Below are 13,625 nucleotides of genomic sequence, written 5' to 3' on the forward strand. Positions count from 1 at the left end.
GTCAATAAGCTCTATGCCGTTCCCGCTGCCCTTCTGGCCTTCGTCCTCGTTATCGCCTTCGGCATTGACATGCCCGACGGAACCTTTGCAACGCTCTCGTCGGCCCTTGCGCCCAAGGCGGAATTCGTCTTCCCGGCTTTCAATGCCGCCGCCATGGTCAGCATCGCCCTGCCCCTCTTCATCGTGACGATGGCGTCGCAGAACATTCCCGGCATCGCCGTGCTGAAGGTCAACGACTACCATCCCAATCCCGGTCCGCTCTTTGCGACGACCGGCCTCTTTTCGATGCTGAGCGCGCCCTTCGGCGGCCACGCGGTCAATCTGGCGGCGATTACCGCGGCCATGTGCGCTGGCGTTGACTCCCACCCCGACCGCGCCCGCCGCTACTGGTCGGCGATCAATGCTGGCATTGCCTATATCGTCTTCGGGCTTCTGGCCGGCGCTGTCACCACCTTCGTCAGTCTTGCGCCGCCGGTGCTGATCGAGGCCGTCGCCGGTCTGGCGCTGGTCGGCGCCTTTGCAAGCTCGGCCATGGCCGCCTTTAGCGAAGCGCAGACGCGCGAAGCTGCCGCCATCACCTTTTTAGTAACAGCATCGGGTGTCGGTTTCGCTGGCGTCTCCGGCGCCTTCTGGGGCCTGATCGCCGGAGGCCTCATGCTTGCGCTCGCCCGGCTTTCCAAGCGAAAGGCGTGAACGGCCGCGCCTGCCTTGCATTTCCACCCATTCTCCGCTATGGACCCCGCGTCCGCGCAGACACCCTTGGAGGCAACGCGGATGAAGCTGCCATCAGCTTCAGGTTTTTCCGCTTCTTGACGGACAAACTCTCCAAATAACCAGAAAGGTCTATCCATGAGCCACGCAACTTACGAGCTCAAGGCCGAGACGCGCGAACGGGTTGGTAAGGGGTCCTCCCGTGAACTTCGCCGCAACGGTCTTATCCCGGCTGTCATCTATGGTGACAAGCAGGCCCCCCTTTCCATCGCGCTCTCCACCAAGGACGTGACGATGAAGATCCACGCCGGCGGTTTCATGACCACCGTCGCGATCATCGACGTCAACGGCGAGAAGATCCGCGTCCTGCCGAAGGACTACCAGCTGGATCCGGTCCGCGACTTCACCATGCACGTCGACTTCCTGCGCGTCTCCAAGGACAGCCAGGTTTCCGTTGCCATTCCGGTTCACTTCGAGAATGAAGAGAAGTCCCCGGGTCTGAAGCAGGGCGGCGTTCTCAACATCGTTCGCCACGATGTCGAGCTGAACGTTCCGGCCGACGACATTCCGGAATTCCTCACCGTGGACCTCACTGGCCTGAAGGCCGGCGAAACCATCCACATCTCCAACATCAAGCTGCCGAAGAACGCGACCCCGGTCATCACCGATCGCGATTTCACCATCGCGACGATCGCGGCTCCGGCCGGCGGCCTTCAGGAAGAAGGCGAAGAGGAAGAAGCCGAGGGCGAAGCAGAAGAATAATCTGCTTTTCGTCAATCGGCCGGCGGCGGGCGCGGGACGCAGATCAGGGCTCATTCTTTGGGCCGGCGAGCCAGCCACGTCGACGCTTACATGACAAACCCGCTCCATGTCGCATGGGGCGGGTTTTTCATTTCGGCCGGCGACCCACGGCTCATTTCCCCGACGCCCTGACCTGGTTTCATCAGGAAGCATCACCGCCCCATGCAAGCCCAGGTCTTCCCCGCACCATCATGAAATCTCGGCCTGCAGTTTCAGTAACATTTAAGGATTAGATGATGTTCTGCCGACCGGGGAGCCTATCGGTGGCAGTCGAAGAGAATTGACGATGAATGAAGTGGCAACGACTGCCGAGGGGGGCATGCGGTGATGCACTCGGTGGAGAACCGGTTTATTGCCATCATCTGCGGCGCGATGTTTGTATTCGTCGCTCCGTTGCTCGCACTCTTCCTCACGATATCGAGCGAACGTGTGGCGCGCGAGCGCCTGCAGAACATCGAGCTTCTGATGGAAGCAAGCGGCGAAGCGCTCGGCAAGCCGATCTGGGACTTCGATCAGCAAGGCATCGACCGCATCGCCCGATCCCTGATGAACGCCACCGAGATCCGCGCCGTTACCGTCCGCGACGCCAGCGGAAATATCCTTGCTCAACTCCCTGTTGGTGGCATCGCCGGCACGACCGCAAGCCGCTCCTTGAAAGCCGCTATCGCCTTTGACAGCATCGATGGTGTCAAGGAGGTCGGAGCGCTTGAGGTGGCCGTTCCGAACCCCGGCATCCTTTCGCGCTTCAGCAAGGACGAATGGACCGTCCTCGCCATCCTTCTTTTTGCAGTCACGATCGTCTTTGCGGCGGCCTTCGTCGGCAATCGTTTCACCGTAATCCGCCCGCTGATGCGGTTGACCGCCGCGATCGAGGCGACGCGGCGGCTGGGCTCGCGCCATCGGGTCGACTGGACCTCGGACGATGAAATGGGCGCGCTCGCCGCGAACTTCAACGAAATGCAGGATCGGCTGGAACGGGAGGAAACCGAACTCAAGATCGCGCATGATCGCGCAACCGAGATTTACAATCGCACGCCGGCGATGCTCTTCTCGCTCGACGCGGCAAACCGGCTGAGCGCTGTCAGCGACTATTGGCTGCTTGCGACGGGCTATGCCCGCGAAGAAGTCATCGGCCGCAATTTCACCGATTTCATCGACCCGCTGTGGCACGAAGCCTATCGCCTTCGCGCAAAGACGACCGCGATCGACAATGACAATATCAGGGAAGTGACGCTGCCGTTCCGCAAGGCCGACGGCGAGTTCATGACCGTCCTGATCCTCGAAACCGAAACGACCCATGGCGGCGAGCTCTCGCTGTCCGTCATGACCGATGTCACCGCGCTCAAGCAGGCGGAGAGCCGCAACCATGCCCAGGCGATCACCGATCACCTGACTGGACTACTCAATCGCCAGGGCTTTGAAAGCGCTCTCGACGACGCGATCCGCAACGCCGACGCGTGCGGCATGCAGCTTGCCTGCCTGTTCATCGACCTCGATCGCTTCAAATGGATCAACGACAATTTCGGTCATGCCGCCGGCGACGCCGTTCTGCGCCGGACCGTCGAACTGATCCGCACGACGCTCGGTGCCGATGACGTGATGTCGAGGCTCGGCGGCGACGAGTTTGCCATTCTCGTTGCGGCGACTGATGTCGCCGCTCTCGCCAGCGAGATTGGCGAGCGCATCGTCGCGGCACTGCGCGAGCCGATGCCGATTGCCGGCAACGAGCTGTCGGTCAGTGCGAGTGTCGGCGTTTCCGTATACCCGACCCATGCCGCAAACGCTTCCGACCTGCTCTTGAACGCGGACATGGCGATGTATGCGCGCAAGCGCGACGGCAAGAACGGCCTGCGAATCTTCGATGCCAGCATGCTCGACACTGCACGCGAGCGCCACGAGATCGAGCAATGCATAGAAGCCGGTCTGAAAGAGGATCGGTTCGAGGCCTGGCTGCAGCCGATCGTCGGTCTCGGCGATGGCCAGATTGTCGGCTTCGAAGCACTGATGCGGCTCGATCACCCGGAAAAAGGGCTGATGCCGCCCGGCAAGATCATCGGGATTGCCGAGGAGACGGGCACGATCGGCCGTATCGGCGACCGCGTGCTGGACAAGGCAATCCGCCATCTCGCCGCGATCTCCAAGCTGGACGGAACACAGAACACTTATCTGGCAATCAACTTCTCGCCGCTGCAGTTCGAGTTGTCCCTGCCCCATAAGCTCGCCGCCCTGCTGCTCAAGCATCATATTTCGCCGCAACGGATCGTCATCGAGATCACCGAGGCGGTGTTGATGCTCGACAATCCCGAGGTCCACGCCGTCCTGAAACAACTCAACGAGTTCGGCTGCCGCATCGCGCTGGACGATTTCGGCACCGGCTATTCGTCGCTCAGCTATCTCAACCGTTTCCCCGTCGATATCGTCAAGGTCGACCAGTCCTTCACCCGGTCGCTGAGTTCCGGGACCGCCGACGTCAGACGCAAGAGCCGCATGCTCATCAAGGGCATCCGCACCATTTCGCATCAGATGGGATGCACGGTTGTCGCCGAAGGCATCGAGACGAAGGAGCAATGGCAGCTTCTGCGCAAGCTCGGCGTGGATAATGGCCAGGGGTATCTCTTCAGCCGCCCCATGCCCATCGACGGCATGCTGGCCCTCCTGGAAAACGATTCAGAAGCCAAGGCCGCCAACCCGGCATAGTGCCGTCGAAAAGGAGAAATGGGCGTGAAGCATCTGATCCTGGCATTCCTCCTAGGTCTTTCCGCCACTGCCCGCGCCGAGACGATCCATTTCGTAACCGAGGAATATCCGCCCTACAACTTCTCGACCAACAGCGGTCCGAACGGCGCGTCGGTCGAACAGATCGCGCTGATCATGGAGGCGGTCGATCTCCCTCACGATATCGAGTTCCTGCCTTGGGCGCGCGCCCTCGCCCTTGCTGAAAGCCAGCCTTTCCATTGCGTTTTCACCACCGGTCACGACGCCGAGCGACACGAGAACTTCAAATGGGTCGAGCCACTGCTCGTCGATCATATGATCCTGCTGCGACGCAAGGGTTCGGCAATCGCGCCGCAAACGATCAATGAGGCGACCCGGTTCGTCGTCGGAACACAGCGGGAGGATTTCTCCGCAACCTATCTGAAGGCGCATGGCTTCGAGCGGATCGACTATGCCGCCAATCTCGATTCCACAATGAAGAAGCTCGCCGCCGGGCGCATCGATCTGCTCATAACGTCGGAAAAGACCTTCGAGAGCATGCGGGCCGGCGGCAAACCGGTCGAGGCGGCACTGGTGCTCGAAGGTAAGCAGTACGGGATCGCCTGCCACCGGGACATGCCGGACGACACCGTTGCCCGCATGCAAGCCGAACTCGACCGCCTGATCGCCAACGGGACGCAGGACCGGATATTCGAACGCTACGGCCTGCGTCCGAACCGCATCGAGCAGGCAGCGAAATAAGGATTGACTTGCCGCGGCCTCAGTGATTTTGGGTTTGTCAGCGGGATTTGGATGCCCCTCAACCTAGCCGTCTCGCCGCTCGCAGGAGAGCGGACGAGAAGGAGCACCGCTTGTCACTTCGCCCCGCTGCTGCATGATTCCTTAAATCGGAATCGATTTAGGGACGCTGGCGGAAGCCCAAGGAGAATGGCGACATGCTGATTATCGCGGGACTTGGCAATCCAGGTTCGAAATATGCCGGCAACCGCCACAATATCGGCTTCATGGCCGTCGACGCCATACAGCGGCGCCCGAGCTTTTCCTCGTGGTCGAAGAAGTTCAAGGCGGAAATCTCCGAAGGCGAGATCGCCGGCGAGCGCGTCCTCCTGATGAAGCCGCAGACCTTCATGAACCTGTCGGGCGAAGCTGTGGGCGACGCCATGCGCTTCTATAAGCTCGCACCAAAGGACATCGTCGTGATCTACGACGAGCTCGATCTTCCGGCGGGCAAGGCGCGGATCAAGACCGGCGGCGGCCATGGCGGCCACAACGGCATCAAATCGATCGACGCCCATTGTGGCAAGGACTATCGCCGCCTGCGCTTAGGTATTGGCCATCCGGGCGTGAAGGACCTGGTGCATGCCCATGTGCTCGGCGATTTTGCCAAGGCGGATCAGGTCTGGGTGTCACCGCTCCTCGACGCCATCGCCGATAATGCGGACATGCTGGTGAAGGGCGAGGATTCGCAACTCATGAACAAGATCGCGCTTGCGACCGGCGGCAAGGCGAGCGAGGAAAAGCCCCAGGCGGTGAAGAAGCAGGCCGCGCAATCCCATATTCACCAAGCCCGCAACGCCGCGCAACCGAAGAAGCTTCCCGCCACCGGACCGATGGCCGAGATGCTGAAGAAGATGTTCGGCTCGAAAGGCGATTAGATCCCGACCAACTTTCAGATCAGGCGGCGTTGCGGCGTCATTCCTCCGGCTCGGTGGTGAACATCAACGGATAGCCCGCTTCCTTGCCGAGATCGGTCGCCTCCTTGGCCTTGGTCTCGGCGATGTCCCTGGCGCAGACGACCACGACTGAAGTCCCGAATTTGTGTGCCGTCATCATCACCCTGTAGCCGGCTTCCTCGCTCATGTGGAACACGGCCTTGAGCACCACGACGACGAATTCGCGCGGCGTGTAGTCGTCGTTGACGAGCATTACCTTATAGAGCTTCGGCCGCTCCAGTTTCGGCTTCGACTTGATCTTCGGTTTTGCGGCAACATCATTGTCACTCATCGGAATCCACCCGTTGATGACATGAAAAAAGGAGACTACAGAGCCTGCGCGTCTTATCGGACGCGCAAAGAACGCGGTAGCACTTTGAATTGCTGCATGTTTCTGTCCTTAATTCGGGACCGGTTTAAGAACAAAAACATGCAGCAGGGTCGCTGAACAATATTGCGCGTCGGGCATCGGCATTCAAGGGAAAGCCGTGTCATAACGCGCAGAAGCGCGCGAAGACCTTGACCGCTCCTCTCCTTTATCCCATAGCCACCGCCAAGCAATTCCGAGAACGACAGGTTTCAGCCATGGGCTTCAAATGCGGTATCGTCGGGCTGCCGAATGTCGGCAAGTCGACACTTTTCAACGCGCTCACCAAGACCGCGGCAGCGCAAGCGGCAAACTATCCCTTCTGCACGATCGAGCCGAACACCGGTGAAGTCGCGGTCCCGGATCCGCGCATGCGCAAGCTCGCCGATATCGCGAAGTCGAAGGAAATCATCCCGACGCGCATCTCCTTCGTCGACATCGCCGGCCTTGTGCGCGGCGCATCCAAGGGCGAAGGCCTTGGCAATCAGTTCCTGGCCAATATTCGCGAGGTGGATGCCGTGGTCCACGTGCTGCGTTGCTTCGAGGATGACGACATCACCCATGTGGAAGGCCGCATCCACCCGGTCGCCGACGCCGAGACGATCGAAACTGAATTGATGCTTGCCGATCTTGAAAGCCTGGAGCGCCGTACGGAGCAGACGCGCAAACGCGCCGTCGGCAAGGACAAGGACTCAATGGCGCAGCTTCCCGTAATGGAAGCATCGTTGAAGCTCTTGCAGGAAGGCAAGCCGGTGCGCACGCTCCTGTCGAAGCTCGACGCCGACGAACTGCGCATTCTCCAGGGCCTCAACCTCCTCACCTCCCATCCGGTGCTTTACGTATGCAACGTCGCGGAAAGCGACGCAGCTACCGGCAATGAACACACCCGCGCCGTTGCCGAAATGGCAAAGGCCCAAGGCGCCGAATCCGTTGTCATCTCGGCCGCGATCGAATCCGAAGTGGCGCAACTGCCCGAAGAGGAAGCCAAGGAATTCCTTGCCGCGCTCGGCCTAGAGGAGGCTGGTCTCGACCGGCTGATCCGCGCCGGCTACAAGCTGCTGGACCTCATCACCTACTTCACGGTCGGCCCGAAGGAAACGCGCGCCTGGACCATCCCGCGCGGCACCAAGGCGCCGCAAGCCGCAGGCGTTATCCACACGGATTTCGAGCGGGGCTTTATCCGCGCGAACACCATCGCTTATGATGACTATATTTCGCTCGGCGGCGAAACCGGCGCGAAGGAAGCCGGCAAGGCGCGCGACGAAGGCAAGGAGTATATCGTCCAGGACGGCGACGTCATCCATTTCCGCTTCAACACCTGATGCGGTGGCGATGCAGCTCTACAGGCCGGTTCCGATTTAAGGAAACATGCAGCAGAGCCGCGTAGCTGAACATCTCCGGCAGCGAGGGAGGCCGGCATGCTCTATTTCGAGGATTTCACGCCAGGCCGGCGCTTCGACTATCAGCCGGTCGTAATGCAGGCGCCTGACATCATCGCCTTCGCCAGTGAGTTCGACCCGCAGCCGATGCATCTGGATGAGGAGGCCGGGAAGCGCAGCATTCTTGGCGGGCTCTCTGCCTCCGGCTGGCACACGAGCGCGATCGGCATGCGCATGATGATCGACGCCTTTCTTGGCGATTCCTCCTCTCAGGGTTCGCCCGGCATCGACTTCATGGATTGGAAGAAGCCGGTGCTCGCCGGCGATGTGCTGACAGGCTTCAGCGTAGTGCTCGGAGCGCGGCAATCGAATTCGAAACCCGGCGTCGGCATCGTCAAGTTCCGCAACGAGATCGACAACCAGACGGGCGAGGCGATCGCGGTTTCGGAATGTTCCGTGCTTTTCCGCCGCCGCGACTGGGGGCTGCGGCGATGATGACCTTGGGCGAAATCTACGCGGCCGGCCGAAAAACGGTGATCGGCAGTCTGACATTCTCAGCGGAAGATATCATCCGCTTCGCGCGCGACTTCGACCCGCAACCATTCCACCTCGACGAGGAGGACGCCAAGCACTCGCTCTTCGGCGGCCTTTGCGCTTCCGGTTGGCACACGAGCGCCGGCTGGATGCAATGCTTCGTGCGGTTCTGGAAGGATGAAATCCGACGCCTGGCGGCCGAAGGACTGCATGCGCCGAAACTCGGCCCCTCACCCGGCTTTCGCGAATTAAAATGGCTGAAGCCGGTCTATGCCGGCGACACGATAACCTACGCGGTCACCTTTCTGGAGGCGCGGGTCGTCGCGTCGAGACCGGGGTGGCGGATCAACACCATCTTCTGCGAGGGCGAGAACCAGCACGGCGAGACCGTCATCCAGTTCGAAAGCAAGGTGATCGAATTCACCTGAGATAGCGCGCGAAACCGCCGGGCGGCTAATGCCCTGCGAACTCGATCAGTGTGCGCACATTGACGCCGAGACCCTCGAGTTTCCTGCGACCGCCGAGTTCGGGCAGATCTATGATGAAGCAGGCGGCCACAATGTCCGCCCCCATTTGCTTCAGAAGCTTGACGGCGCCTTCTGCGGTTCCGCCGGTGGCGATCAGGTCGTCGACCAGGATCACCTTCTCGCCCGGCTGGATCGCGTCCCTGTGCATTTCCATCTCGTCCACGCCGTATTCGAGGCTGTAGGCGATGCGGACGGTATCGTGCGGCAGCTTGCCCTTTTTTCGGATCGGGACGAAGCCGGCCGAAAGCTGGTGGGCGATCGCGCCGCCCAGGATGAAACCGCGCGCCTCGATGCCCGCGATCTTGTCCACCTTGGTGCCGGCATAGGGGTGGACAAGCTCGTCAATCGCCCGGCCGAAAGCCTTCGGATTGCCGAGCAAGGTCGTGATATCGCGAAACATGACGCCTGGCTTCGGGTAATCCGGAATGCTCCGGATGGCGGAAATCAGTTCCGATTGAACGGTCGCGGTCATGATGGGAAAACAGCCTCTGCGAGTCTCAAGGAAGCCAAAGCCATAACATCAACGACGTGCAATTCTATAGAATTTTCTTCGCACTGCAGTCACAAGGCCAGGCTTCCCACCGCACCCGCGGCAACCTTTGAAATCTCCGCAGGTGCGCGGGAACAATTTGGCTTACGGGGTGTTATGTTAAGCTTGAATTTTGCAGGGCAGCCAGTTGGGGCGTTACTGCACCAAAGCGCCGTGTGTTCAAATGAACGCACAAACGGACTTAGCACTTTGATTCTAGAGCGTCTTATCCGCTTTCCGTGGTTCCATGTGAAAGCGGGAGGCTCCAGGAGCCAGCAGCAAGAGGAAGGAGGAGACCATGCGCCTGTTTGAATGCGGTTCGCTCGTCCCGGGTTGTGAATGGCACACCCGCGCTGACAATGATGCAGAAATCGTCCGTCGCGTTGTGGAACACATGCGCGTGACCCATGGCGAAACGACGATACGCGAGAACATGATCGACAATATCAAGGTTCGGATCGTCGACGAAAGCAAGGCCGCCTGACCGGAGCGGGCAAGGCCGTCTTTGCCGCGTTCAGGTCGAGCGGGATGAGGAAAGGCAAACGGCAGTTCCCGCCATCCCTGATCACTTGGGCACCATCAACTCGAGCCGGGCCGCGAGCGCTGCCCGGTCGGGGGCGAAATTGCGCTCGATCCAGAAACTTTCGAGTTCGGAAAGCACTTCCCCGACTTTCGGGCCGGCCGGAACGCCGGCCTTCAGGACATCGGCGCCGGTCAAGGGAAATGCCGGGCGATGCCACTTCTCCGCGCGCGACAGTAGCCGCTGAAGCGCCGCGGTTTCAGAAAGAAGCGACGGATCGTTTTCGGACAGACGGCGCGCGGACGCCAGGGAGAGCCGCAGGCGAGTGGTAATCCCCTCGACGCCATGCCGGTAAAGCTGGCGGTCGAGAGCCGCATCCGCAAGCGTCGCGGGGATCGCTGGAGCGCCCGCAAACCGTGCAAAATAAGCTGCCTCCGCCTTCGACAAGCGCAGGCGCGCTGCCATGGCCGCAAGCCGTTCCGTATCCGGGGGAACAATCGCCGCCAACCTCAGCAGCGGATCCGGCTTCCAGGAAAAGGCCTTCTCGGCGGCAATCAGGCCGGGAATGGCATCGATGCCCCATTTCTCGGTTTCCGGCAGGATTTCGGTGAGCACGCCTGCCTGGCGCATCCACAGGAGCGCGCGGCCTGGATCGTCGGCGGCAAGCAGTTTCTTCGTCTCGGACCAGACCCGTTCCGCCGAAAGCGTCGAGAGCTTTGCGCGCGCCTGTGCGCAGGCTCTCAGCCCGTCCGCGTCCGGACGGCCGGCGCCATAATAGGCGAAGAAACGGAAGAAACGCAGAATGCGCAAATAGTCCTCCCGGACGCGCTCGGCGGCATCGCCGATGAACCGCAATGTCCGGCTCTCTATGTCGGCGAGGCCGCCGACATAGTCGAAGACCTTACCGTCGCTGTCCGCATAGAGGGCATTGATCGTGAAGTCGCGGCGCTCCGCATCCGCCCGCCAATCGGTCCCGAAGGCCACTTCGGCGCGGCGCCCGTCCGTCGAGACATCGCGGCGAAGCGTCGTCACTTCATAGGGCGTTCCGTCGATGACGAGCGTCACCGTGCCATGATCGACGCCGGTCGGCACGACCTTGATACCCGCAGCCTTCGCCCGTTCGGCAACGTCCTCCGGCGGCCAGGTGGTCGCCATGTCGACGTCGCCGGCAGGCAGCCCCATGAGGCTGTTGCGGATCGCGCCGCCGACAACGCGCACCTCGCGGCCATCGGCGTTCAGAACATCGAAAACGCGCCGGAGCGAAGGAGCCTGAAACCAGGCCTCAGCGGCAACGGAAGTCATGCATAAAGCCTTTCATAGAGCATGCGGACGATGCCCGCCGTAATCCCCCAGATATTCCGTTCGCCATAGGGCATGCGATAGAACTGCCGCTCCGCGCCCTGCCAATGGCTGCGCCCGCGCCCGTGGTTGACGGGGTTCATCAGGAAGGAGAGCGGCACTTCGAAGACGCTTTCCACCTCTTCCGGATTGGGCATGAGCGCGAATCCAGGCTGCACCACCGCGAGCACCGGTGTAATGCGGAAGCCCGACATGGCCATATAATGCGGCAAACGGCCAATCGTCTCGACGAAGCGGGGATCAAGGCCGATCTCTTCCTGGGCTTCGCGCAGAGCCGCAACTTCGATGGACCGGTCTTCGGGATCGACGGCCCCGCCCGGAAAGGCGACCTGACCCGAGTGCTTGCGCAATGTCGAGGTGCGCTGCGTGAAGATGACGCTCGCATCCTCGCCGTCGTCGACCACCGGGACGAGTACCGCCGCATCCTTCAGATGCAGGGACTCGAGATAGGGAACGATACCCGGATTAAGCAAAAAATCGCCGTGATCGCGCCAGGCAGTCTCGATGGGCCCGCCCGTCTGGGTGAGCGCCCGGCGGCGAAATTCGTCGGCGGAATAGGGATGAATTGTCATTGCGACAGGGCTTCCAGTTCAGCCGCCGGCATGATCGGAAACACCGCGCCGGCCGACCTTACGCAGAACATATCGATGCCGTCGATCTCGACCGTTTCGCCCAGTTCGACAAGGTCGTACATGACAGGCCTCGATACGAGCGCCTCAAGTCGCCCACGCACGTGGAGATAGGGCTTCAGCTCGCGATTTTCGCCGTGGACGACGAAGCGCAGCGAATGCTCCGGCCCCGCTTCCACGACGTCGCCGACATTGGTGCGGAACGTCAGGACATTTCCGCCTTCCTTGGAAGCAACGTTCATTTCGACGGCAATGAACGGGGCATCGGCGACGCGGATACCGACCTTTTCCACCGGCGTAACCAGATAGGTCTTGCCGTCCTCGTCCTTGCGCAGGACGGTGGAAAACAATCGGACGAGTGGCTGACGGCCGATCGGCGTGCCCATGTAGAACCAGGTTCCATCGCCACGGATTTCCATGTCGATATCGCCGCAAAACGGCGGATTCCAACGGTCTACCGGCGGCAGTCCCTTCGCTTCACCGCCCCTTTCGCCCGCGGCGCGGGCGATCAGCGCGGCAAGGCCGGCCGCGTCGCCCGTTTGCTGAATCTTGGCCTCTGCCATCGTTCTGTCCTGTTTGGTCCCGATCTTGCTTCTGAAGCATAACGCGTTCAGACGAACGTGCGAGGGATGCGCCAGCCTTCGATTTTGGGCATTCCGTCCGCATCGATGAGAATGCGGGATGCACGGCGAGCGTCCTGCAAGCTCACGACATAGTGCGTTGGCGCCGGCTTGTCAGCCGTCCGCCAGGGTCTAAATTGAAAAACAGGAACTGAATACTGCGCAATGGCTGATTCGGTTCAGCAGCGACGATCGGAGAGAATGGCGATGAGTGTTATGAAAAGCGCGGTCGATGCGGCCGACGAGAAGGCGATCGTCGCGGCCGCGGAAGCCGCGCTGGGGGAGATCGCGCTTATACGCGCCGAAGTCGGTAAGGTGATCTTCGGTCAGGAAAGCGTGGTCGAGCAGACGCTGCTTGCCGTGCTGTCCGGCGGCCATGCACTGCTTGTCGGCGTACCGGGCCTCGCCAAGACCAAGCTTGTCGCCACCCTCGGTACAGTCCTCGGGCTCGACAACAGCCGCATCCAGTTCACACCCGACCTGATGCCATCAGATATTCTCGGCTCCGAGGTGATGGATCAGGACGCGGCGGGCTACCGATCGTTCCGGTTCATCCCCGGCCCGATCTTCACGCAGCTGCTGATGGCGGACGAGATCAACCGTGCGTCGCCGCGAACCCAATCGGCACTGTTGCAGGCCATGCAGGAATATCACATCACCGTCGCCGGCGCCCGCAAGGACCTGCCCCAGCCATTCCATGTGCTGGCGACCCAAAACCCGCTCGAGCAGGAGGGAACATACCCACTTCCCGAGGCGCAGCTCGACCGTTTCCTGATGCAGGTCGATGTCGGCTACCCCGAGCTTGGTGCCGAACGGCAGATCCTGCTGGAGACGACCGGCGTGGTCGAGACCGAGGCCCGGCCGGTGATCGACGCACAGCGCCTCTTGCAGATCCAGAGCCTGATCCGCCAGATGCCGGTCGGCGAAAAGGTGGTCGATGCCATCCTGTCGCTCGTGCGTTCCGCCCGCCCCGGCAACGGCAATTCGACGACGGACAAGAATGTCGCCTGGGGGCCGGGGCCGCGTGCGGGCCAGGCCCTGATGCTGTGCGCTCGGGCGCGCGCCCTCTATGACGGCCGGCTTGCGCCTTCCGTCGACGATATCCTGGCGCTTGCCGAACCCGTGCTGCAGCACCGCATGGCGCTCACCTTCGCCGCCCGTGCGGAAGGCATGACCGTGCGCGACGTCATCGCCGGCCTGGTGAAACGAGCCAAGGGTTAAT

Annotated in this window: 15 protein-coding genes; 10 read left to right on the top strand and 5 right to left on the bottom strand. The window is 61.4% G+C overall.

The annotated features are described in order from the left end of the window. From QN224_RS17450 to pth, 5 genes are all read left to right on the top strand, one after another. Nucleotides 1-693: benzoate/H(+) symporter BenE family transporter (locus QN224_RS17450; protein ID WP_283977710.1), on the top strand; the 693-nt coding region annotated here is incomplete at its 5' end. 156 nt (nucleotides 694-849) lie between these two features. Beyond that, nucleotides 850-1,473, top strand: coding sequence for a 50S ribosomal protein L25/general stress protein Ctc (locus QN224_RS17455; protein ID WP_269282078.1), 624 nt, complete (start codon nucleotides 850-852; stop codon nucleotides 1,471-1,473). Nucleotides 1,474-1,836: 363 nt separating this feature from the next. Then, nucleotides 1,837-4,209: an EAL domain-containing protein gene (locus QN224_RS17460; protein WP_283977711.1), complete on the top strand. Its 2,373-nt coding sequence runs from the start codon at nucleotides 1,837-1,839 to the stop codon at nucleotides 4,207-4,209. Nucleotides 4,210-4,227: 18 nt separating this feature from the next. Next, complete coding sequence (locus tag QN224_RS17465; RefSeq protein WP_283977712.1) at nucleotides 4,228-4,968, top strand: ABC transporter substrate-binding protein; 741 nt, start codon at nucleotides 4,228-4,230, stop codon at nucleotides 4,966-4,968. Between the two features lie 194 nt (nucleotides 4,969-5,162). Continuing rightward, nucleotides 5,163-5,882, top strand: coding sequence for an aminoacyl-tRNA hydrolase (pth, locus tag QN224_RS17470; RefSeq protein WP_283977713.1), 720 nt, complete (start codon nucleotides 5,163-5,165; stop codon nucleotides 5,880-5,882). Between the two features lie 37 nt (nucleotides 5,883-5,919). Here the strand turns inward: pth and clpS are convergent, their stop codons facing one another. Further along, the gene (clpS, locus tag QN224_RS17475) at nucleotides 5,920-6,231 is read right to left on the bottom strand and encodes an ATP-dependent Clp protease adapter ClpS (RefSeq protein ID WP_283977714.1); all 312 of its coding nucleotides are present in this window, start codon (nucleotides 6,229-6,231) and stop codon (nucleotides 5,920-5,922) included. 293 nt (nucleotides 6,232-6,524) lie between these two features. Here clpS and ychF point away from each other — a divergent pair, with 293 nt between their 5' ends. The 3 genes from ychF (at nucleotide 6,525) to QN224_RS17490 (ending at nucleotide 8,647) form a co-directional block, all read left to right on the top strand. Continuing rightward, entirely contained in the window at nucleotides 6,525-7,628 is a 1,104-nt protein-coding gene (gene ychF, locus QN224_RS17480; protein WP_283977715.1) for a redox-regulated ATPase YchF, read from the top strand. 96 nt (nucleotides 7,629-7,724) lie between these two features. Beyond that, nucleotides 7,725-8,180: a MaoC family dehydratase gene (locus QN224_RS17485; protein WP_173509585.1), complete on the top strand. Its 456-nt coding sequence runs from the start codon at nucleotides 7,725-7,727 to the stop codon at nucleotides 8,178-8,180. Further along, nucleotides 8,177-8,647 (top strand): MaoC family dehydratase, encoded by a 471-nt coding sequence (locus QN224_RS17490; RefSeq protein WP_283977716.1) that lies wholly within the window; start codon nucleotides 8,177-8,179, stop codon nucleotides 8,645-8,647. The genes QN224_RS17485 and QN224_RS17490 overlap by 4 nt, the downstream gene beginning before the upstream one ends. Nucleotides 8,648-8,672: 25 nt before the next feature. Here QN224_RS17490 and QN224_RS17495 read toward each other — a convergent pair whose 3' ends face one another. Beyond that, nucleotides 8,673-9,218 (bottom strand): adenine phosphoribosyltransferase, encoded by a 546-nt coding sequence (locus QN224_RS17495; RefSeq protein ID WP_283977717.1) that lies wholly within the window; start codon nucleotides 9,216-9,218, stop codon nucleotides 8,673-8,675. A gap of 355 nt (nucleotides 9,219-9,573) precedes the next feature. Here QN224_RS17495 and QN224_RS17500 point away from each other — a divergent pair, with 355 nt between their 5' ends. Further along, nucleotides 9,574-9,759: a DUF1059 domain-containing protein gene (locus QN224_RS17500; RefSeq protein WP_173509582.1), complete on the top strand. Its 186-nt coding sequence runs from the start codon at nucleotides 9,574-9,576 to the stop codon at nucleotides 9,757-9,759. Nucleotides 9,760-9,840: 81 nt separating this feature from the next. Here the strand turns inward: QN224_RS17500 and QN224_RS17505 are convergent, their stop codons facing one another. Genes QN224_RS17505 through QN224_RS17515 form a run of 3 tightly spaced genes read right to left on the bottom strand, consistent with a single transcriptional unit; the run spans nucleotide 9,841 to nucleotide 12,346 of the window. Next, a complete protein-coding gene (locus QN224_RS17505) occupies nucleotides 9,841-11,097 on the bottom strand; it encodes a CCA tRNA nucleotidyltransferase (protein WP_283977718.1) in 1,257 nt (418 codons plus the stop codon). Continuing rightward, a complete protein-coding gene (locus tag QN224_RS17510) occupies nucleotides 11,094-11,726 on the bottom strand; it encodes a CoA pyrophosphatase (RefSeq protein ID WP_283977719.1) in 633 nt (210 codons plus the stop codon). Before QN224_RS17510 ends, QN224_RS17505 begins: the two co-directional genes overlap by 4 nt. Next, a complete protein-coding gene (locus tag QN224_RS17515; protein WP_283977720.1) occupies nucleotides 11,723-12,346 on the bottom strand; it encodes a DUF1285 domain-containing protein in 624 nt (207 codons plus the stop codon). Before QN224_RS17515 ends, QN224_RS17510 begins: the two co-directional genes overlap by 4 nt. Before the next feature lie 264 nt (nucleotides 12,347-12,610). Between QN224_RS17515 and QN224_RS17520 the strand changes: the two genes are divergently transcribed. Further along, nucleotides 12,611-13,624 carry a MoxR family ATPase gene (locus QN224_RS17520; RefSeq protein WP_173509578.1) on the top strand — a complete coding sequence of 338 codons (1,014 nt, stop codon included), beginning with the start codon at nucleotides 12,611-12,613 and terminating at the stop codon, nucleotides 13,622-13,624. The last annotated feature ends 1 nt before the right edge of the window (nucleotide 13,625 follow it).

The organism is Sinorhizobium sp. 7-81, from assembly GCF_030124405.1.
Taxonomy (GTDB): domain Bacteria; phylum Pseudomonadota; class Alphaproteobacteria; order Rhizobiales; family Rhizobiaceae; genus Sinorhizobium; species Sinorhizobium psoraleae.